This window comes from Candidatus Pelagibacter sp. uisw_138, assembly GCF_059512485.2.
In genome coordinates, this window is record NZ_CM183453.2 from 307,440 (window position 1) to 327,818 (window position 20,379).

Annotated in this window: 20 protein-coding genes; 4 read left to right on the top strand and 16 right to left on the bottom strand. The window is 27.1% G+C overall.

Going from position 1 to position 20,379, the window contains the following annotated elements:
• Nucleotides 1-9: 9 nt before the first annotated feature.
• From AC5YGC_RS01570 to rpsF, 10 genes are all read right to left on the bottom strand, one after another.
• The gene (locus AC5YGC_RS01570) at nt 10-870 is read right to left on the bottom strand and encodes an EamA family transporter (protein WP_496139916.1); all 861 of its coding nucleotides are present in this window, start codon (nt 868-870) and stop codon (nt 10-12) included.
• On the bottom strand, nt 867-1,796 hold the full coding sequence (gshB, locus tag AC5YGC_RS01575; RefSeq protein ID WP_496139917.1) for a glutathione synthase: 930 nt from the start codon (nt 1,794-1,796) through the stop codon (nt 867-869). The genes AC5YGC_RS01570 and gshB overlap by 4 nt, the downstream gene beginning before the upstream one ends.
• Nucleotides 1,786-3,081, bottom strand: coding sequence for a glutamate-cysteine ligase family protein (locus tag AC5YGC_RS01580; RefSeq protein ID WP_496139918.1), 1,296 nt, complete (start codon nt 3,079-3,081; stop codon nt 1,786-1,788). Before AC5YGC_RS01580 ends, gshB begins: the two co-directional genes overlap by 11 nt.
• A gap of 81 nt (nt 3,082-3,162) precedes the next feature.
• A complete protein-coding gene (gene purF / locus AC5YGC_RS01585) occupies nt 3,163-4,644 on the bottom strand; it encodes an amidophosphoribosyltransferase (RefSeq protein WP_496139919.1) in 1,482 nt (493 codons plus the stop codon).
• Nucleotides 4,598-5,143, bottom strand: a complete 546-nt coding sequence (locus tag AC5YGC_RS01590; protein WP_496139920.1) for a CvpA family protein — start codon at nt 5,141-5,143, stop codon at nt 4,598-4,600. The genes purF and AC5YGC_RS01590 overlap by 47 nt, the downstream gene beginning before the upstream one ends.
• 7 nt (nt 5,144-5,150) lie before the next feature.
• Nucleotides 5,151-7,535, bottom strand: a complete 2,385-nt coding sequence (locus AC5YGC_RS01595; RefSeq protein ID WP_496139922.1) for an MMPL family transporter — start codon at nt 7,533-7,535, stop codon at nt 5,151-5,153.
• A 21-nt stretch (nt 7,536-7,556) separates the two neighbouring features.
• A complete protein-coding gene (locus AC5YGC_RS01600; RefSeq protein WP_415286732.1) occupies nt 7,557-8,975 on the bottom strand; it encodes a replicative DNA helicase in 1,419 nt (472 codons plus the stop codon).
• 67 nt (nt 8,976-9,042) lie between these two features.
• Nucleotides 9,043-9,501, bottom strand: coding sequence for a 50S ribosomal protein L9 (rplI, locus tag AC5YGC_RS01605; RefSeq protein WP_006997210.1), 459 nt, complete (start codon nt 9,499-9,501; stop codon nt 9,043-9,045).
• Complete coding sequence (rpsR, locus tag AC5YGC_RS01610) at nt 9,502-9,780, bottom strand: 30S ribosomal protein S18 (protein ID WP_496139923.1); 279 nt, start codon at nt 9,778-9,780, stop codon at nt 9,502-9,504.
• A 2-nt stretch (nt 9,781-9,782) separates the two neighbouring features.
• Complete coding sequence (rpsF, locus tag AC5YGC_RS01615; protein ID WP_496139925.1) at nt 9,783-10,148, bottom strand: 30S ribosomal protein S6; 366 nt, start codon at nt 10,146-10,148, stop codon at nt 9,783-9,785.
• 86 nt (nt 10,149-10,234) lie between these two features.
• On the opposite strand from rpsF, the gene fabD reads away from it, so the two are divergent.
• Genes fabD through gmk form a run of 4 tightly spaced genes read left to right on the top strand, consistent with a single transcriptional unit; the run spans nt 10,235 to nt 12,825 of the window.
• Nucleotides 10,235-11,167, top strand: a complete 933-nt coding sequence (gene fabD / locus AC5YGC_RS01620) for an ACP S-malonyltransferase (RefSeq protein WP_496139926.1) — start codon at nt 10,235-10,237, stop codon at nt 11,165-11,167.
• Nucleotides 11,160-11,897, top strand: coding sequence for a 3-oxoacyl-[acyl-carrier-protein] reductase (fabG, locus tag AC5YGC_RS01625; protein ID WP_496139928.1), 738 nt, complete (start codon nt 11,160-11,162; stop codon nt 11,895-11,897). The genes fabD and fabG overlap by 8 nt, the downstream gene beginning before the upstream one ends.
• A 48-nt stretch (nt 11,898-11,945) precedes the next feature.
• The gene (locus AC5YGC_RS01630; protein WP_415290920.1) at nt 11,946-12,185 is read left to right on the top strand and encodes an acyl carrier protein; all 240 of its coding nucleotides are present in this window, start codon (nt 11,946-11,948) and stop codon (nt 12,183-12,185) included.
• Nucleotides 12,186-12,192: 7 nt separating this feature from the next.
• The gene (gene gmk, locus AC5YGC_RS01635) at nt 12,193-12,825 is read left to right on the top strand and encodes a guanylate kinase (RefSeq protein WP_496139929.1); all 633 of its coding nucleotides are present in this window, start codon (nt 12,193-12,195) and stop codon (nt 12,823-12,825) included.
• Here gmk and rsmA read toward each other — a convergent pair.
• Genes rsmA through AC5YGC_RS01665 form a run of 6 tightly spaced genes read right to left on the bottom strand, consistent with a single transcriptional unit; the run spans nt 12,814 to nt 20,325 of the window.
• Nucleotides 12,814-13,602 (bottom strand): 16S rRNA (adenine(1518)-N(6)/adenine(1519)-N(6))-dimethyltransferase RsmA, encoded by a 789-nt coding sequence (rsmA, locus tag AC5YGC_RS01640; protein WP_496139931.1) that lies wholly within the window; start codon nt 13,600-13,602, stop codon nt 12,814-12,816. The genes gmk and rsmA overlap by 12 nt on opposite strands.
• A complete protein-coding gene (locus tag AC5YGC_RS01645; protein ID WP_496139932.1) occupies nt 13,603-14,568 on the bottom strand; it encodes a 4-hydroxythreonine-4-phosphate dehydrogenase PdxA in 966 nt (321 codons plus the stop codon).
• Entirely contained in the window at nt 14,561-15,478 is a 918-nt protein-coding gene (locus AC5YGC_RS01650) for a peptidylprolyl isomerase (protein WP_496139933.1), read from the bottom strand. The genes AC5YGC_RS01645 and AC5YGC_RS01650 overlap by 8 nt, the downstream gene beginning before the upstream one ends.
• Complete coding sequence (locus AC5YGC_RS01655; protein ID WP_496139934.1) at nt 15,478-18,129, bottom strand: LPS-assembly protein LptD; 2,652 nt, start codon at nt 18,127-18,129, stop codon at nt 15,478-15,480. The genes AC5YGC_RS01650 and AC5YGC_RS01655 overlap by 1 nt, the downstream gene beginning before the upstream one ends.
• A complete protein-coding gene (locus AC5YGC_RS01660) occupies nt 18,119-19,192 on the bottom strand; it encodes an LptF/LptG family permease (protein ID WP_496139935.1) in 1,074 nt (357 codons plus the stop codon). Before AC5YGC_RS01660 ends, AC5YGC_RS01655 begins: the two co-directional genes overlap by 11 nt.
• Nucleotides 19,189-20,325: an LptF/LptG family permease gene (locus AC5YGC_RS01665; protein WP_496139936.1), complete on the bottom strand. Its 1,137-nt coding sequence runs from the start codon at nt 20,323-20,325 to the stop codon at nt 19,189-19,191. The genes AC5YGC_RS01660 and AC5YGC_RS01665 overlap by 4 nt, the downstream gene beginning before the upstream one ends.
• Between the last annotated feature and the right edge of the window lie 54 nt (nt 20,326-20,379).

Consider the following 20,379-nt stretch of genomic DNA (forward strand, 5'->3'; position numbering starts at 1 on the left):
GTGATTAAATTAAGAATTCTTTAATTTGATAAATGAGTGGATTGCAATGGCTGTAATAATAACAGCACCACCTTGTATAGTTTCAAGGCTAGGTTGCTCTTTAATAATCAACCATACCCAAATAGGGCCAATTATAGTCTCTAGTAAGAAAAATAAGTTCACTTCAGCTGCAGGTATAAACCTTGGAGCTATGGTGACTAGCACAAAAGGTATAGCAACACACATAACACACATTAAGGGAACAATAATTAGGTCACTATCCACTAGTGCAAAACTTTCAATAAATAGAAGTGCAAATAAAGCCACAATTAACTTTCCAACAACAGCTGCTGGGATTAAGTTTTTATCCTTTGCAGATCTAATGGTAACTGCACCAACAGCTAAACCTAAAGCAGTTATTAAGCCTAATATATCACCAAAAAAGTTACCTAACTGTATTGAATCGTAGAATATATAAATAGCAGCTGTAAAAGTTACAAATATTGTAATCCATGTTTTTCTATCAGGTAATTCTTTTAAAAATATTGCACCAAGTATTGCAGACAGCATAGGAGCCATTGCAATCATAACTAATGTATTTGCAACATTAGTATTTTGTATTGAAACAACAAAAGTAATATTAGTTACAGAAAAAGTGCCAATATAAAGTAGTCCATGATAGCCGCTTGAAAAAAGCATTTTAAAGAAATTTAATTTATAAATTAATAACATTCCTAAAAATACAGTGACGAAAGGAATAAGACCTCGATAAAAAACAAGCCCCCAGGTATCAACATTAGAAAGTCTTATAAATAAACTATCAGGGGTAATAAACATTACTGCAACAAATGCGAGTAAAGATCCTTTTTGTTGTTCAGATAAATTGTTCAAGCCCTTAATCCTTTCCAAAATACTTTTGCAAGATTAATATTTGTAAGATCGTACAAAGATTTTAATCCAGTAGGAGAAGTTACATTAATATCTCCATTTAATTTTTGATCAATAAAATCAATCCCAGAAAAGTAGATATCGTTTTTTTTAAGATTTTTGCCAATTAAATTTGAAATTTTATTTTCTGTCTTTGTTAATTTTACAGAAATAGGTATGGCTCCTTTACTCATGTTACTTAAAAAAGATCCTTTCTTTGGAACTCTAGAGATAGCACCACATACTTTACCATTAATTATAAAAACTCTTTTATCTCCAAACTTAATCTTAGGTAAAAACTTTTGGCACATAATATGTCCATGTTTTTTTATAAAGCTTGTAATTAATTTGGTATTTATTTCATTTTGAAATAAGTGAATATCATTTCCGCTAAAGCTGTGAATAGGTTTTATAATCATTTGTTTGTTTTTTGAAAAAAATTTATTAATTTCATTCATATCTTTTGTAAAAATTGTATCTGGCATATATTTTTGAAAAGATGTTGAGTATAGTTTTTCAGAAATATTTCTAATAGATGTTGGATTGTTAATAATTTTAACTTTATTTTTTATCTTATCCAATATGTAAGTTGTTGAAATGTATTCTAAATTAAAAGGAGGATCTTGGCGTATCAAAATATACTTACATTTAGTAAGTTCTAGTTTCTGGTGATGTAATATTTTAAAAAAACGTTTATCTGAATAATTAAACTCTATGTAATATCCGTTAGCTATGACCTTATCGTTGATTATTGAAAGGTTTTTAGGCTCATAATAAAAAATCTTATATTTTAACCTTTGAGCTTCAACAGCTAGAAATATACTAGTATCAGTTAGAGGTTTTAGTTTTGAAGGGTGATCACCTTGAATTGCAACTATCTTACTTGTCATATAAATCGTTTAAATTTTCATTCTTAGAAAATTTATCTATCATATGATCTGCGTTTGTTGTCTTCTTATCAATTAGTTTATCTAGATGATTTAAAAATTTAGCTTCATTATCATTAGATTTATTCAAAATATCTCTATTTATTAATCCTTTTCTTGAAATACCCAGTAACAATGATGACCAATGTAATAGATCTTTTCCCATCAATTCAGTATTAAAACCTTTTTTTGGTGCATCTAAGTAGGCATTAATTATTTTATTTTTATCCCACTTAGAAATTAATTCGTAAGCCTCATCTAAGTTGCCATATAAAATTCCAGTATTAAAAGCAGGTCCAGAGCACAAACAGTCCCAACCACAAGTGTCCATTGATCTTAATTCTATATATTTCTTAAGTCTATTTTCTGTAAAAATTGTACTTAGGTGAGTGGTTAAGTCGTCTTCGGTTGGAAGTCTGTTGTTAACTTCGTTAATTTTTCCATTCATGAAATCTGAAAATGAATAATCACTTCCTGATAAATATTCTTTTTCGTTTTGAATAAATAATAAAGGAAAGTTTATTGAAAAATCTGCATATTTTTCAAAATCCATGTTATCAAAAAATACCTCTGGTAAGCCACCTCTAGATGTCTCTTGCCAAACTTTAGATCGATAAGAACTGTAGCCACTGTTTTGTTTTTCAACTATCGAAGAATTTGCAAATAGTGCAACAGATATAGGTACAATAGAATTTATTATTTTAAATTTTTTAATAAAATCTTTTTCTGAGTCATAATCTAAATTAAGTTGTGTACCGCAAGTTCTATACATCATGTCTAAGCTCAAGGAGCCACCATTAGGCATATCTTTGGTCATTACTTGATATCTTTGCTTTGGATTATTTGGAACTTCTTTAAGACTTGAGATAGGATCAAAACCTGCACTAACAATTTTTAAATTTAATTTTTTTGTTACTTGTTGCAACTCAAATAAATAATCATGAGATTCAGTACAAGCTTCATGAATATTATTTAACTTATCGCCTGATAATTCAATCTGATTTCCTGGCTCAAGGGTAATACTTTTCCCATTTTTCTGTAATCCAATAATATTTTCTTTTTCCATTATTGGCTTCCATCCAAATTCACTAAGTAGTGAAAACATTTTAAGAACAGTAGGGTAATCTACTCTTTTGTTTGTTTTTTCATCAAATAAAAACTTTTCGTGCTCAATACCAATCTTAAAATTTTTAGTATCTTTAATTCCGGATTCAAAATATTTGATTATGTGCTCTTTGCGAGTGATCATTGTTTTATATATAAGGGTTTAATGTTCATTTTAAAGTCTTTATATCCAACTCTACTTTATGAAAATTATTTAATAGTTACTTTAGTTATTCGAAGCAGTACTTAGCAATGATAATTGAGTAATTTTATCATCACCCAGTTCGTCTATAGGTTTAACAGGGTATTCACCCGTAAAATAATGATCAGTTAATTGAGGGTACGTGTCATTGCGTTTTTCAAATCCTATTGCTCTATACAAACCCTCAAGTGATAAAAAATCCAAAGATTTAGCACCAATATATTCACAAATTTCATCGTTAGTTTTGTTTGCCGCAAGAAGCTCTTTTTTAGTTGGTGTATCCACTCCATAAAAGTCTGGATATCTAATTTCTGGACAGGCAATTTTAACATGAACCTCTTTTGCACCAGCGTCATAAAGCATTTTAACAATTTTATGTGAAGTTGTTCCTCTTACAAGTGAGTCATCTATCAAAATAATTCTTTTATCTTTAATTGTAGTTTGATTAGCATTTAATTTTAACTTAACCCCCAAACTTCTAATCTTTTGACTGGGTTCTATAAAAGTTCTTCCAACATAATGATTTCTAATTAAACCTAATTCAAAATTAATTTTTAAGTGTTGAGCAAATCCAAGCGCTGCAGCATTTCCTGAGTCCGGTACAGGAACTACTATATCTGCATCAATTTTATTTTCTTTAGCAAGTTCTATTCCTAAGTTTTTTCTATGCTCGTAAGCTGATTTTCCATCTAATAAACTATCTGGTCTTGCAAAGTAAATATATTCAAAAACACAAGGCCTAACTTTTCTTGGAGGGAAGGGTTTAAAACTTTTTAATTCATTATTTTCAATCAAAACAATTTCACCATTCTCTACATCTCTTACGTACTTAGCTCCTATAATATCTAGTGCGCATGTTTCAGATGCCAATACATAACTGTCTTTTATTTTACCAATAATTAAAGGCCGTATTCCATATGGATCCCTAACACCTATTAAAGTACTTTGTGTAAGCATAACCAGTGCGTAGCCACCTTGAATTTGAAATACTGCATCAATAACCTTATCAACTGTGTTGTTTCTTTTTGATTTTGCAATTAATTGAACAATTGTTTCAGTATCTGATGTTGTATAAAAAATTGCACCATCTTCAACTAACTTATTTCTAAGTGTAACAGAATTAGTTAAATTTCCATTATGTGCAACACCAATACCACCCGCATTAGTATCTGCAAAGAAAGGCTGGATATTTCTTAAGGTATTTTCACCAGTAGTACTATACCTGTTATGACCAATAGCATATTTCCCAAGTAAATTTTTTAATACTTTTTCTTTGTTAAAGTTATCTCCAACCAAACCAAATCTTTTTTCTGAATGATATTTTTCTCCATCAAATGATACAATCCCACAACCTTCTTGACCTCTGTGTTGAAGCGCATGAAGACCCAAAGCAGTTAGAGCAGCAGCATCATCACTATTGCTTATACCAAATACACCACATTCTTCCTTAAGTTTTGGATTATAGTTCTTCAATTTTTTCTTTAGAATGTTGATAGTTTTTTTCATTTGGGAACTCTTTCAACAAATAATTACTACCTTTTTCTATGTATGGAAAGGTGTATGATTTATCAGTATTAATTGGCCATTTACTATAATTATACACAATATCTATAGCTAAAAATAAACAAATACAGATTACATAACTTCGAATAAATCCAAAAAATAACCCAAATAAGGAATCGAGTCTTCCTAGTCCAACAAATTTTACAGTTTTGCTAATAGCTTTGTTTGCAATTAGAATAATAAAGACCACTAAAACAAAAATAGTTATGCCGAGTGTAATATCTAAGACATACTCACTATCAATTATGTTTTTAAAATAAGGCTTAGCTTTTGGAAACAGAATTAAAGTTACAACATAAGCCAACAACCATTTTGAAGCTGACAATAAACTTAAAATAAAACCTTTACTGTAACACTTGATAACTGAAAAAATTGTAATGATTAGATATATTAGATCTATTAAAGACACCGCTTCATAAAAATCTTTTAAAGCTTCAAGCATAATGGCTTTATTTTCCGAATGGTTTACTTATTAAAATAAGAGAGGGCAGTAAAGTTAATACAGAAATCATTGCTAGCAGCATGGCTAAACCAGTAAACATACCAAAGTAAATTGTTGGTATAAATTTAGAAAAAACAAGAATTGAAAAACCAAAGACAATAGTTATTGAAGTATTTAGTATTGCAACACCCACTGTTGAGTGGCAAACTTTTAGTGTTTTGTTATAGTCTTTATTTTTTAAAAACTCTTCTTTAAATCTATAAATGTAGTGAATACTATTATCTACTGCTATCCCGATAGTAATTGCAGCAATAGTAATAGTCATCATATCAAGGGGTATTCCAAGTAGACCGATAATTCCCAATATAAAGAAAGCTGCAATAAAATTAGGAACAATACCGATAAGAGATAGTTTAAAATTTCTAAATAAAATCATAAACATGGCAAAGATTCCTATCATAACTAAACCTAATGTGAGTATTTGAGATTTAAAAAGACTTTGGAGTAAATTATTAAATAAGATTAAAACACCAGCTAATTTAAATTCTTCTTTGTTAAGTTTTAATTTATTTTCAAGGTCATAATTTATTTGGTTTATTAAATCATTTCTTTTTAAACCATCCTGTGAGTCAATAATTCTAAGACTTATTCTAGCTTCATTATCCTCTATAGATATATAAGGATCTATAATATCTTTTTTTATACTTTCTGGAATTTTTGAATAAAGAACACCCATCTCTAAAGTTCCAAGAGGCTTATTATTGTTTAATTGCGTAGCAACCTCAATAATTGAACTAAATGATAAAACTTTTCCAACAGCAGGAAGGTTATCTAGATAATTATGAACAATTTGAATTTTTTTAACTTTATCTTTTGTAAACCAGTATTTTTCATCATCTTTACTGTCTTCATCATCCCAGCTTTCAAACTCATCGTCCTCGTTAGACCCTGCGGCAACTTTCTCTGGAAATTTTAATATAACCTCCAAGGGTGTAGTGCCTCCTAGTTTTTCATCAATAAGCTTCATGCCTTTATAGATTTCAGTATTTTTATTAAAATAATTTATAAAACTATTTTCAACCTCAAGCTTGCTTATACCAAGAACACTTAAGCCAATAACTAAACCTGTTACTAAAAAAATTATATTTTTGTTGTTAATGGAAATTTTACCAAAAAAATAAGTAATTTTTGAATCTTTATCTTCTTTAACTTCAACTTTGTTGTTGGACATAAAGCTCAGTAAAGTAGGGAGTAAAGTAAATGTAATTATAAAAGAAGTTATTAATCCTAAAGTCATCATCCATCCAAAATCAATAATAGGTTTAATGCCACTAAATACTAAAGATAGAAAAGCACATATAGTTGTAAGAACTGTGTAAATGATCGGCCAAAACATCTTACTAGTTGTCATTGTAATAATTTTCAAATTATCTAAATTTGGAAAATCTTCTCTTAATTGTAGAAACCGGGTACTCATATGAATATTCATTGCCATAGTTAGAATTAACATTAGAGCAATAAAGTTTGAGGATATAACGGTAACCTTCCAACCTAAAAGACCAAGTATACCTGTCATAATTAAAACTGAAAAAAAGCAACTACTAATTGGAACAATAATCCAAATTAGTTTTCTAAATATAAACCATAGAGTGGCGATAATAAATAAAAGAACTCCTAGACCAAAAACAACAATATCACTTTTAATAAATGACATCATATCATCTGTGATCATTGGAATACCTCCAAGGTATATTTTTCCAACATCTCCGTAGCTTTTAATGATCTCTCTTATCTGAGTGATATTTTCATGATTTTTCTTTTTTAAAGTGTCTTTATAATCTTCAATCTCTTGAACTGATTTATTTTGAATATCTTTTAGTTCGTCTTTTTTTATATAAATAATTATGCCACTTGTTTTACCATCTTCACTTATTACAAAATTTCTAAAAACTGGACTATTTAATATTTCTTTAAATCCTCTTTCAGTATCGACACCCTCATCTTTTAAAGTTTTAAAGCTTTCTAATCTTTCTTGAAGAGGTGCTTCTGAATTATTTAATAAAGGGATATCAAGCAATGTGACAACGCTATGAACCCAATCTAGACTTTGGATTTTATATTTTAAACTTAAAAGATTATTAATAGAAGAATCAGTCACCATCCCTTCATTAGGAGAATAGGTTAAGATCAAAAACTCTTTAGATCCATATCTTTTTGTGACTTCTTTTAAATATTCAAGATCAGGATCACCTTCAATTAGTAGAGTATCAGATGAGGCATCTAGCCTAAAATCTTTAGAAAAATATCCAAAACTTAAAAGGGTAATTAATAGTAGTACAAAAATTGATTTAGGATTTTTTAATACAATATTTTGATACAATTGAGATAGCATTCACAGCTAATATATTTGATATTAGTTAATTTGAGTATCTTTAAATTTAGTAAACATTGCTTCAAATTCCACCATAACATTACCAGTTGGGCCGTGTCTTTGTTTTCCAATAATAAGTTCTGCTAGATTTGAAACTTCATTCATTTTTGCTTGCCATTCGGCGTGCTCGACGGTTGCAGGTCTAGGTTCTTTTCTCTCTAAGTAATACGCCTCTCTGTATACAAACATTACAACGTCTGCATCTTGCTCAATCGATCCAGATTCTCTTAAATCAGATAACTGAGGTTTGTGGTCATCTCTTTGCTCTACTGCTCTTGATAGCTGTGACAGAGCAATAACTGGAAGCTTAAGTTCTTTTGCCATTGCTTTAAGGCCTTGTGTGATTTCAGAAATTTCTTGAACTCTACCGTCTCTATTATTTCCTGATCCTCTCATCAATTGAATGTAATCTACAACAATTAAGTCTAAACCAAATAACCTTTTAATACGTCTTGCCCTGTTACTCATAGCAGCAATACTAATAGCTGGAGTTTCATCTATATATAAAGGAAGTTCAGAAATATTTTTAGATGTTTCTATAAATTTATCAAACTGTTCATCAGAAATTCTTCCTCTCCTAATGTCATTTGATTTAATTCTAGATTGTTCTGCTAAAATTCTAGTCGATAATTGTTCAGAAGACATTTCAAGTGAAAAGAAAGCAACTGCAGATTTTTTTCCTTTTTCCTGCAATTTTTGAGCAGCATTAAAAGCTATATTTGTTGCTAAAGCAGTTTTACCCATTGAAGGACGTCCTGCAATAATAATTAAATCTGAATTATGAAGTCCGCCTAATCTATCATCTAAATCTCTTAGACCAGTAGGAACACCCACAATGCCCTCATCATTTTGATAAGCAGCTGAAGCCATCTCAATAGTTTGTTTCATCGCTTCATCAAATTTAACAAGAGATGAATTGAAAGATCCTTTTTCAGCAAGATCAAATAATAATCTTTCTGAATTTTCAATTATATTCTGACCATTAACATCAAGTGCATTTAATTTTGCAGCATCAATGGTATTTTCAGATATCTTAATCAACTCTCTTCTAACAAACATATCATAAATAATTCTCGAATATTCTATTGCTTGTCTTGGAGGGGTAGAAAATTTTGTAACTTTTACTAAATACTCAGGAACATTTAATTCGTCTTTTTCATTTTCAAAATAATTTTTTAAGGTTATTGGGTTTGCAAGCATCCCCTTGTAAATTAGACTTTCAATTGCCGAAAAAATACTTTGATGCATGGGGTCATAAAAGTTAATGCTAGAAACGATGGTATTTATCTCATCAAATGTTTCGTTTTGAACTAAGATTGATCCAATTACTGCTTGCTCAGCTTCAATATTGTTTGGAAGCTCCTTAAATGTATCTTTAACTATGCTGAGGTTATTTTCCATTAATATACCTTATCTCAATTAGGATTTAAAAAAATAACAAATATATGCTGGGGAAAAAATTGTATAATTATTGAATAGTATCAGCTGTAACTACATTAATAGTAATTTCAGAATCTACTTCAGAGTGTAGAATAATTTTTACCTTAAATTTACCAATTGATTTAATTTCAGTTATTGGCTGTATCATTGAAGGTTTAATATCTAGCTTGTCATTTTCTAATATTAGTTTTGAAATTTCAGTTGGTTTAACTGATCCATAAAGTTCTTTATTTTCAGTACTTAATTTTTTAATTTCGTATTCTTTATTATTAATTTGTTCAGAAATTTTTTGAGCTTCTTTTTTCTTTTCAGTATCTTTTTTACTTAGCTCTGATTTAATCTTTTCAACTTCTGCAATATTTTCTTTTGAAGCATAAAGAGCTTTTTTATTTGATATTAAGAAGTTTCTAGCAAAACCTCTTTTTACATCTATGATTTCTCCAATAGATCCAATTCTTCTTAGGTTTTCTAAAAGTATAACTTTCATTTAAATTAGCGCTAAATTTCTAGCTCTCTTAATAGATAGGGATAGCTCTCTTTGTTTTTTTTGCGAAACATTTGTAATTCTTGATGGTAAAATTTTACCATTTTCAGACATATATTTTTTTAACAATCTGATATTTTTATAATCAACCTCTGGAGCACCTTTAGCAGATAAAGGACAAGTTTTTTTAAATTTGTATTTATTAGGTTGAAAAATACTTAATTTTGCAAAGTTACTTTGACTACTTTTTTTTTTATTTCCTGCTCTTTTTTTTGATGGCATAATTAGTCTCTATTATATTCTTTTTTATATTCTTTTTTTTCGTACTCATCTTTTTTTGAAAAATATTTAGCTTCTAAATTAAACTTCTTAACCTTAACTGTCATGTATCTTAGAAGATTTTTATCAATTGCTTCATTTTTTTCTAGTTCGTCAATAATTTTTCCAGATCCTTTAATTTTAAAGTGCATGTAGATACCTTTTTTATTCTTTTTAATAATGTAGGCTAAGTTTAACAAACCCCAATCTTCAGTTTGTACTATTTCTCCTTCATTTTTTTCTACTATTTTAGAATATTTCTCAGTTAACTGCTTAACTTGAGCTGGGCTAGTATCTTGTCTAGCAACTATTGTATGTTCGTATAAATTCATAATTGTTCTTTAATAAAAAGTGAGGATATACTATTATAATTATTGAATTACAACACTTAAAACCATAATAAACTTTAGATATTTAAATGTTTTCTGTTATTTTTCCAGGCCAAGGCTCACAATTAGTAGGAATGGGTAAAGACCTTCATACCAAATATAGCTTAGTTCAAGATTTATTCATGGAAGCAGATGATACACTTGGTTTCTCACTATCAAAACTTATCTTAAATGGCCCTAAAGAAGAATTAGACTTAACTGAAAATACACAGCCAGCAATATTTTTACTCAGTTATTCAATATTCAAGTTAATCAAAGAAGAGTTCATAATTGATTTAGATAAAGCAAAATTTTATGCAGGGCATTCTTTAGGAGAATACTCCGCTTTAACTGCAGCTGGCTCATTATCATTTTCAGATACTTTAAAAATATTAAAAATTAGAGGTAATGCGATGCAAAACTCTGTTCCAAAAGGAGTGGGTGGAATGGTTGCAGTTTTGGGCTCTGAAATCGAAGTGATAAAAAAAATTATTGATGAGAATAAAGATAAATATGAATGCTTTATTGCAAATGATAATTCTGTAGGTCAGATTGTATTAAGTGGAAAAATAGAAGACCTAGAGAAAATCATGGTTGATTTAAAGGCTTCTAATATTAAAAATATTAAATTACCTGTGAGCGCTCCGTTTCATTGTAAATTAATGAATAATGCAACACTTGTAATGAATGAAGAAATAGCAAAATTAAATTTTAATGAACCTAAAAATATTCTTATTTCAAATGTAACAGGAAAAGAAATATCTAATTCAAATGAACTAAAAGAATTGCTAGTTAAACAAATTGAAAGCACTGTTCGTTGGCGTGAGAGCGTTCTATTAATGATTGAGAAGGGTGTTACAGAGTTTATAGAAATAGGACCTGGTAAAGTTTTATCAGGATTAATAAAAAGAATTGATAGAAATGTTAAAGTTAGTGCAATAAATTCAGAAGAGGATATAAAGTTAATTAATATCAATGAGTAGTTTAAAAGATAAAAATATTATAGTTACAGGGGCCTCAGGTGGAATTGGTAATTCTATAGTCGAGAGGTTAAACCAAAGTGGAGCAAATATTTTAGCAACTGGCACAAGAATTGAAAAATTAGAGGGGTTAAAAAAAAAATTTAATAATATAAAAATTCTTAAATTTGATATTTCTCAACATGATAAAATTGAAGAATTTATAGAAAACGCTACAAAAGAACTGGGCGGGTCATTAGATTGCATTGTTAATAATGCAGGCATTACCAAAGACAACCTAACTATTAGAATGAGCTTAGAAGAGTGGTCAAAAGTGATAAATATTAATTTAACTTCCACATTCTTAATGTGTAAATATTCAATAAAAAAAATGTTAAAAAATAAATCTGGAAAAATTATCAATATAACCTCTGTTGTTGGGCATACAGGTAATGTTGGACAAGCAAATTATACAGCATCTAAAGCAGGTATAGTTGCAATGTCAAAAAGTTTAGCAATTGAATATGCAAAAAAAAATATCAATGTTAATTGCATATCTCCAGGCTTTATAAGTACTGCTATGACAGACCAAATAGATGAAAAATTTAAAGAAACAATAATTGCTAAAATTCCATCTAATAGACTAGGTAAACCCCAAGATATAGCCAATGCAGTTAATTTCTTAAGCTCAGATCAGTCAGACTATATTAATGGAGAAACACTACATGTTAATGGTGGCATGTATTTGGGTTGACAAAACTGCTTTTTAAACTATTAACGAAATATAACAAAAAGGAACATTATGTCAGAAGATATTTCAAACAAGGTTAAAAAAATTGTAGCAGATCACTTAGGTATTGATGAGGCTAAAGTATTAGACGATTCAAGCTTTATAGATGATCTTGGAGCAGATAGTTTAGATACAGTTGAATTAGTAATGGCTTTTGAAGAAGAATTTGGTTCAGAAATTTCAGATAGTGAAGCTGAAAAAATTCTTACAGTAGGTGACGCTGTTAACTTTATAGCAGGCAAAGCAAACTAGAAATTAAATGTCCATAAAAAAAGATGGGATAATGGTAATTTTATCATCCCCATCCGGGGCAGGTAAAACAACATTAGTAAAACTTCTTTCTAAAAACAAAAATTTTCATATATCAATTTCACACACCACAAGAAAACCTAGACTTAACGAAATTGCAGACAAAGATTACTACTTTGTTGATCATGATAAATTTGAAAATTTAATAAAAAATGAAGAGTTCTTAGAATACGCAAAAGTATTTAACCATCTTTATGGGACAACTAGAACACCTGTTATTGAAAAATTAGAAAAAAGTGAAAATGTAATATTTGATATTGACTGGCAGGGAGCTGATCAAATTAAGAATAAAAAATTAAATTATAAATTAATTACTTTTTTTATTTTACCTCCTAGCAAAGAAATACTATTTGAAAGACTGTCAAATAGAGATATGAAAGATAAACTTATAGTAGAAGAGCGCATGAAAGAATTTAGTAGAGATGTTTTGCATTGGATTAATTACGATTATGTAATTATCAACGATAATCTAGAAGAATGTTATTCGAAAATTAATAGTTTAATTGATGCAGAAATTAACAATGGTTCAAAAGACTATGATAAAGATTTTATCAGAAAGCATGTCGAAAAGCTAACCTCTTAAATCTTCATATTCTTTTACAAGTTTGAAATATGTTTCAGGCTCAAGGTTTTGAGGTCTAAGATTAAGATCAATACCAAATTTTTCTGCAACCTGTTTTCCGTTAGCAAAAACTTGATTGAAGGGTTTTTTTAACATCTTCCTTCTTTGACTGAAGAATATTCTAGTAATCTTTTCAAGGTTTTTAGGATTCTTTAATTCAAAAAAATTTTCTCTTGGAGTAAATAAAAGCAAAGAACTGTCTATTTTAGGTCTTGGAGAAAAGCTTTGTGGCTTAATATCTATTATTTTTTTTACATTAAGTTTCCAACTAGATAAAATTGACAGTCGGCCATATTTTGAGTTATTAAATTCAGATATAATTCTATCAGCAACTTCTTTTTGAAACATCAAAACCAGACTTTCAAACCAAAAATATGAACCAATATTAAGAATCCACTTTGATAAGATTTCAGTCGATATGTTATATGGTAAATTACCAAAGACAGATAATTTTTGGTTTGAGATCTTATCTTCAGAAACCTTTAAAATATCATCATTGATAATTTCTATTTCAGTATCAAACTTTTCTTTTAGTAGTATGGCTAAATCATCATCTTTTTCCACAACATAGAGTTTCTTTGGTTTTTGTTTTAAAATATATGTGGTTAGATTCCCACTCCCTGGTCCAATTTCTAAAACATCTTTGTTAGTAATGTCAGTTATGGATACAATTTTTTCAAGTACCTCCCTATCTATCAAGAAGTTTTGTCCAAGACTTTTTTTTGGTTTTATATACACCTACTTATCCAAAAAATTTAAGGCTTGAATTAAGCTTTTTGGATCAGATAAATTTCTACCTAACATAGAATGGTTTGGACCATGATCAGGGGACACCCTAGTAAATGGCAAACCTAAAGTTATATTAATTGCATCAAAATTATATAAAGCCTTCATAGGAGTAAGTACTTGATCATGATACATACCAATAATTACATCATATTTTTTTAACATTGATTTTGTAAAAACTGTGTCCGCAGGAAATGGACCATTTACACTAATATTTTTTAATTTTAAATTTTTAATAGCAGGTATTAGTATTTTTTCTTCTTCAGAATTTTTGAAATTGCTTTCACAATGAGGATTTAAACCAGTAATAGCAATTTTAGGTTCTTTATTAAAATTATTTTTATAAAATTCAGTAATAAGCTTTACATGTGTGTATATTTTTTTTTTCGATATATATTTATGGACATCCTTTAGAGCAATATGTGTCGTAAGAGGGCTAACAGATAGTTTATTGTTAAATATTAGCATTACCACTTCATTGGTTTTCTTATTTTTTTTTGCTAAATATTCAGTAATACCTAAAGTTTTTCCCTTTAAAAAATATTTTTTAGAAATTGGACCATTAATAAACTTATAAAGTTTGTTTCGATTCATGATCTTTAAAGCAACATCAAAAGATTTTTTTATATAGTCGTTAGATTTACCGGAAATTTCATCAAAACAATTAGTAAATTTATATTCCATATTAATTAAATTAATCTTTTTATTATCTAATTTTTTAAATTGGGAAAAATTTTTATTAATAGTATTAACTTCAAAATTAAATCCTAATTCTTTCATTTGATCTTGTAATAATTTCTTGGAGGCGATAAGTATCAACGGACTTTTATAGTTGTGAAACTTTATACTCTTAAAAAAAATTTCTAAAAAAATACTATTCGGCTCTCCACCAACGATTATTATTGGTTTTTTATCCATCAAAATCCAAATTTTTTTTAATTTTGTTGTAATAAATTTTAGAATATTGGCTAAGTTGTCTATTTCTTTCGTAGTTTATAGCTTTGTTAAACTCGGTCTCTATATTTACTGCAATTAGTGAGCCTCTAGTATTAATTATTTTTAACAGTAATACGCCACTTGATAGAATTATAGGTTTTGAAATTTCACCAATTTCTAAATAATCAATATTTTTTTTAATTTTATTGCTAAGTGAATTTTCATTGATCCATCCGATATCTCCACCAATTTTAGCCGATTCAGAAAAACTATATATGGATGCACTGTTTTTAAAACCTATTTGAGATATACTTTTAATTATTTCACTATATTTATCTTCAATTTCTTCTTTATTCTTAATTTCAAAAATAATTTCTGATAATTTATATTCCTTGGTTTTAATTTTGTCATTTCTTAAAATTTTTTCTCTTATCTTTTTTTCATTAATTTTTAGCTGAGGTGTATACTTTTGAATAATCAATTCGTTCCACAAAGCATCAATAGTTATTTTTTTTTTAACATCATCTAATGTTAGATTATAGCTCTTTAAATATATTTCAAATTCATCTAATGATTTTAAATTTAAACTTGAATATATATTACCTAATAAAAGATTTAAATATTTTTCTTCAATCTCAATTTTTTTGAAATTTTTTGAGATTTCAATTTTTTTAATTTTTTCTCTAATTATTGATTCATTAGAAATGTTTAATATTTTTTCTTTTTCTAATTCCTTTAAGCTGTTATTTAGGGCAACTAAGTATTTGAATTGATTTTTTATATCAATATTAGTTATAATTTCATTTTCTATCTTATGAATTATTTTTGTTTCAATTGTCCTAGCTTCACTGAAAATTAAAAAAAAAGATAATATAAGTAAATAATTTTTCATCAGTCTATTCTATCTTTGTTCAAGGTTATTTTATCTGGAGAGTAAGTGTAGAATGGTACAATTGTTATAGAAAAAAATAATTCTTCTTTAGGTTTGATGTCTTCATCGTTGTAGTAGTCTTTTCTATATTTTATTTCTGCAATTAAACAATCATTATTATACTCATATACTAAATCATAATATTCTGTTAAATCAAGTTCTCGATTTTTTCTTGTACCAAATGACAACGAACTATATTCATCAAACTTATACTCTGTAATATTATCAATTACATTAGATTTTCCAACAACACCTCTTTCCTCCAAAAAGTTAAATTGAGTGGTTAAATTGCCAAAATCTAACTTTGTATTTATAGAGTTATATTCAAGCGAATTTAAATCATTTTTTAAAGAAAAATTATAATTAAGTAAAACAATTTTATTAGGTTTTAAGTTTACTTGCCCAAATATATTTGAGGTTTTTTTATTTAAAGTACTATTAGTTGGAATATCTTTTTCTTCTTTTAGTCTAAAAACTGTAGCAAGCTTGAAATCTAGAAACTGCTCTATTTCAGCAACTTGTTCCTTAATATTAATTTTTTCTTTTACAAAATTTAAGCCTAGAGTTAAAGACTCTCCAGTTTCAAACGAATCTCCAAAACTTAATCTATTGGAGGAAAAAACGTTATCAACGTTAATCCTTCTATCTACACTGCTATTATTTTTCATTTCATGTGGGCTTAACCTAAAAGATAATCTTGGTATTAATGTATTGATACTATTTTTATTAACCCTTTTAAGTGGCAAGGAAGCGTTATAATTATAAGCACTGATCAGTTCTGATTGAGGGCTATTTTTATATTTAATGTTATTTTTTCCAATTGAGTTAATATTTTTTAAGAAAACTTCAAAATTTGTTTTAATTCCATTTTCAAAGAAATAATTATACGATGTATAGTTCAAATCATTTGCAAGGGTTGATGTGCTAATATTAGTTTCTCTTAACGTATTATCACCATAAGAGCTAAAACTAAAACTTCCATTCATATCCTTCAAGTTAAAACTTTTTGAAAAATTATATGAAGGTAAAACATATTGATACCTGTCTGAATTATTGCCGCTTAAAGTTTCATACATTTCAAATGAGGATGTAAAATCATAGTTCTCATGTGAGAGGTCTAATTTAATCGTTGATTCCAATGCGTCGTTATTTTTAAGCAAAAGAGGCGATTTAATAAAATTAAATAATTTTAGGTAATTATCATTTGAAACTTTTTCATAATTAATTTCCAAATGACTACTTATGAATTTTTTTAAGCCTAGATCAATTTTAGAGTTGGCAAAAAAATGTGACCTTGTATCTCCTTTATCAAGAACATTAGAGTCATGCCCAGTTGTAATACTAGAATCTATTAAAGTTAAAGAGTTTTTAGTTATTTGCCTATATTCATTTTGTAATACCAATTTATTATCATTAAATAACCTTGGTTTTATTGTAATATCTTTATTTTCTGAGAGCACAAAAAAATAAGGTAAGTAAATCGAGTCCCCCAGAGTTCCATGATCTCCAATTTCTGGCCTTAGAAGGCCCGATTGTCTTTTAACACTTGGATCTGGATGAAAAAATTTAGGAAAATATACGATTGGAAAATCATATAAATCTAACCAGGCGTTTTTATAGATAATTTGTTTTTTTACTTTATCATGCTTAACATTAGTGGCACGAAGTTTCCAAGGTGGGCATTTGTCAGTTTTTTTACAAGATGTAAAAACTGCTTTATCCAAATAAGTATTAAATTCATTTCCATATCCAGAAACACCCTTTATCCTAGGATCATTTTCTACATTGTCAAATAATGTTTTATGAAAAATAACATTAACATCTTTTCCTAAGAATTTATTTGCTTTTAGATCAAAAAACCCTTTTTGAAAAAAAAAAGTATCAGATTTATTATTTTTTTCATATTTTTTAATCTCAATTTTTTCTGCTTTAATAATTTCTTCATTTATAGAGTATTGAAATTTATCAGCTTCATAAATATTTGAATGATTATCGTATAATGTAGCTTTTTTGTTAGAAGATAAAAGCATCTCATTTCTAAGCAGAGTAAAATCATTACCATCAATATTATATTTGTTCTCAATATTTATATTTGTTTTGCCTAGTGTGGAAATTTTTTCTATATTGATTAGATAAATAATTTCATTTGTATTAATTGTGATATTTTTATTTTTATCATCGAGTATAACGTTTCCTTTAGCTTCTATAAGCGAAGTTAATTTATTATATTTAAAATATTGATCAGCATCTATTTGAATGTGTTTACCATTAAAGGCTTTACTCACTCCCTTTGTGTAAATTTCTTCTCGATCTTTTAAATAAAAAACTTCGTTTGATTCAATTGTGACGTCTGCAATCTTATCAATTATTTTTACATTACCTTTAGCTTCCAAAAGTGTTGTTTGCTTATTATAATTAAAATTATTAGCTGTAATTATTATATTATTATCTTTGGTAGTAACCTCACCACCGTTAATACCTTTTATAATATTTCCATTTTCAGAAATTTGTAATTCAGTTATGTTAAAGTTAAACTCCTCTGCTATAGCAGAATAATGTGAGTTTAAGCTGAGTATAAATATTAAAAATATAATTAAGAATTTATTTTTCATTAAGTTTTATTATAGAGATGAAATTAATTATTGATAATATAATTAAAGGTATAAAAATAGATAGAATAAGTGGAATTTTTTCATTAAGCCCCAAAACATTTAAAAAATAATTAACATAATAAATAATCACAGAAAAGAAGATTCCCAATATTATTCGAAAAAATGAATTTTTTTGGTAACCAATATTAAACATAATTATTGCTGCAAAAATAGTTATTAACGTGAGATAAATAGGATAGGAGAAAATTTTATATAGATGATGATCGATATCAATCACGGAATAATTTAGAGTTTTGTAGCTTTTTCTCAATCTAAACAACTCAGTCATTGTAAGGGATGAAAGGTTTGAGAATAAGCTATTAATCTTTTTAAGATCAAAATTTGATTGAAATATCATCTCATCCAAAATCTTTTTTTGATTATCTTTTATGATTAAAGGTTTAAATATCTTCCACTCATTAGAAGATATATCAACTTTTTCACTCTTAATAATATTTATAATTTCAAAATTTTTATTAAACTGCGTTATCATAACATTTAACAAGAATTCATCATCAACTCTATTAGCATTTATTATATTAATATTGTTTGCTATTTCATCCTTAATCCAAAGTCCATTTTCAGTAATTACAGCTAAATATTTATTATCATCTGAATATTTATTTTTAATTAGTAAATATGAATTTTTTAAAACAGCAGAAAAGTTATAAAAAAATATGATTAAAAGCATACCAATAAAAAAAGCATACATACTAATAATTTTTGTTATCTTTAAATTATTTAGGCCAGCATATTTAAAGATTTCCAGCTCCTTTTTATCTATTAGTGAAATAAAAAAAACTTGTGTTGACAGTAAAAAAATAAAAGGGAGTATTTCCAGCATAATAGATGGTGTGTTTAAAAAAGATAAAAAAATAAGATAAAAAAAATTAAGGTTAATATTTTTAAAAAATTCTATTTGTTCCAAAACATTAATTATCAAAATTATAATAAAAAATGTAAAAAAAACTTTTAAAAAAGAAAAATTAAATAAATTAATTAAGAATTTTATATAAGTTTTCATTTTAATTTAACCCTTAAAATTCTTAAAAAATAAAAATAAATCATAAACAGCAAGAAAAAAGGCAAGGTTGAGATAAATAAGTTTTGTAACAAATTTATAGAAATAAATTTTGAAGATGACTCTAAAAAAACAATAAATAAAAATCCTAAAAAATAAATTCTAAATTTATTAGAATTAAAAGCAGGATCACTTTTTGATTTTAATATAAGTAAAAGAGAAATAGCGATGAGAAAGGGTATATACAGAGGTTTTATTAATCTTGAATACAGTTCTTGATGAATATTTTTTAAGTTTTTAAATTCACAATTATTAATTTTTTTAATTTTTATGCTATTCAGATTTTTTTTTAAATTTTTTGAAATTATCAAACATTGTAATAATTCTTTAGTAGAGTTTTCCTGTGTTTTTTGATGTGTAATGCTTGTAGAGCTAAACTTGGAAATATTAAAGTCTGTTTTAGAAAATTTAAATTCTGAAAATTTTCCATTAATGTTGTTAATTGTTTTGCCATCATATAAGACAAGTATTTTTTTATTTCCTCGCATTTCAAATATACCTTTGCTTGCAAAGGTTGTTTGTGAATCATTTTTATTAGATCTATCGTTTAAAAATATATTTTTTAACTCTCCATTCTTACTTTTTTCATCATAATAAATTGTTAAATCTTTAATAATGTCTATAAATTTTTTTGGTTTAAGCATGCTTTCAAAAAAATCTAGATCAGAAGATCGAATAAATGATCTTGCTTTATCTTGTGCTACTGGAGTAATTACAGCATTCAATAGTAGACTTAAAAGTACAAACCAAAAAGAGAATTTTATAAAAAAATTAATGAAATCAATCTTTTTTATTCCAAAATTCCAAAATATAACTAATTCATTTTTTTCTTCATATTTTATTAATATGTATGAAAAAGCTAAAAAAATTGCAAATGGATAAATTCTAGAAAATATTTTAGGAAAACTAAGTAAGGTGTATTTGAAATAAACAAAAAAACCATGCCCATCTTCAATAACAAAATCTAAATAATTAACTGCTTGTAAAACCCAAATAATTACACTTATAGTAAATATAGTTAAGAAAAAAAACTTTGTGCAGTCTTTAGCTAATTTCCTGTAAACGATTTTTTTCATTGAAATATGATCATTTAGCTCTTATATAGCATTCAACTCGTTGAGTGTGTATTT

Bases quoted from the DNA above. Each gene is read 5' to 3' on its own strand.
- gshB (WP_496139917.1), bottom strand. From the start codon at position 1,796: ATGACAAGTAAGATAGTTGCAATTCAAGGTGATCACCCTTCAAAACTA.
- AC5YGC_RS01580 (WP_496139918.1), bottom strand. From the start codon at position 3,081: ATGATCACTCGCAAAGAGCACATAATCAAATATTTTGAATCCGGAATT.
- purF (WP_496139919.1), bottom strand. From the start codon at position 4,644: ATGAAAAAAACTATCAACATTCTAAAGAAAAAATTGAAGAACTATAAT.
- AC5YGC_RS01590 (WP_496139920.1), bottom strand. From the start codon at position 5,143: ATGCTTGAAGCTTTAAAAGATTTTTATGAAGCGGTGTCTTTAATAGAT.
- AC5YGC_RS01595 (WP_496139922.1), bottom strand. From the start codon at position 7,535: ATGCTATCTCAATTGTATCAAAATATTGTATTAAAAAATCCTAAATCA.
- AC5YGC_RS01600 (WP_415286732.1), bottom strand. From the start codon at position 8,975: ATGGAAAATAACCTCAGCATAGTTAAAGATACATTTAAGGAGCTTCCA.
- rplI (WP_006997210.1), bottom strand. From the start codon at position 9,501: ATGAAAGTTATACTTTTAGAAAACCTAAGAAGAATTGGATCTATTGGA.
- rpsR (WP_496139923.1), bottom strand. From the start codon at position 9,780: ATGCCATCAAAAAAAAGAGCAGGAAATAAAAAAAAAAGTAGTCAAAGT.
- rpsF (WP_496139925.1), bottom strand. From the start codon at position 10,148: ATGAATTTATACGAACATACAATAGTTGCTAGACAAGATACTAGCCCA.
- fabD (WP_496139926.1), top strand. From the start codon at position 10,235: ATGTTTTCTGTTATTTTTCCAGGCCAAGGCTCACAATTAGTAGGAATG.
- fabG (WP_496139928.1), top strand. From the start codon at position 11,160: ATGAGTAGTTTAAAAGATAAAAATATTATAGTTACAGGGGCCTCAGGT.
- AC5YGC_RS01630 (WP_415290920.1), top strand. From the start codon at position 11,946: ATGTCAGAAGATATTTCAAACAAGGTTAAAAAAATTGTAGCAGATCAC.
- gmk (WP_496139929.1), top strand. From the start codon at position 12,193: ATGTCCATAAAAAAAGATGGGATAATGGTAATTTTATCATCCCCATCC.
- AC5YGC_RS01645 (WP_496139932.1), bottom strand. From the start codon at position 14,568: ATGGATAAAAAACCAATAATAATCGTTGGTGGAGAGCCGAATAGTATT.
- AC5YGC_RS01650 (WP_496139933.1), bottom strand. From the start codon at position 15,478: ATGAAAAATTATTTACTTATATTATCTTTTTTTTTAATTTTCAGTGAA.
- AC5YGC_RS01655 (WP_496139934.1), bottom strand. From the start codon at position 18,129: ATGAAAAATAAATTCTTAATTATATTTTTAATATTTATACTCAGCTTA.
- AC5YGC_RS01660 (WP_496139935.1), bottom strand. From the start codon at position 19,192: ATGAAAACTTATATAAAATTCTTAATTAATTTATTTAATTTTTCTTTT.
- AC5YGC_RS01665 (WP_496139936.1), bottom strand. From the start codon at position 20,325: ATGAAAAAAATCGTTTACAGGAAATTAGCTAAAGACTGCACAAAGTTT.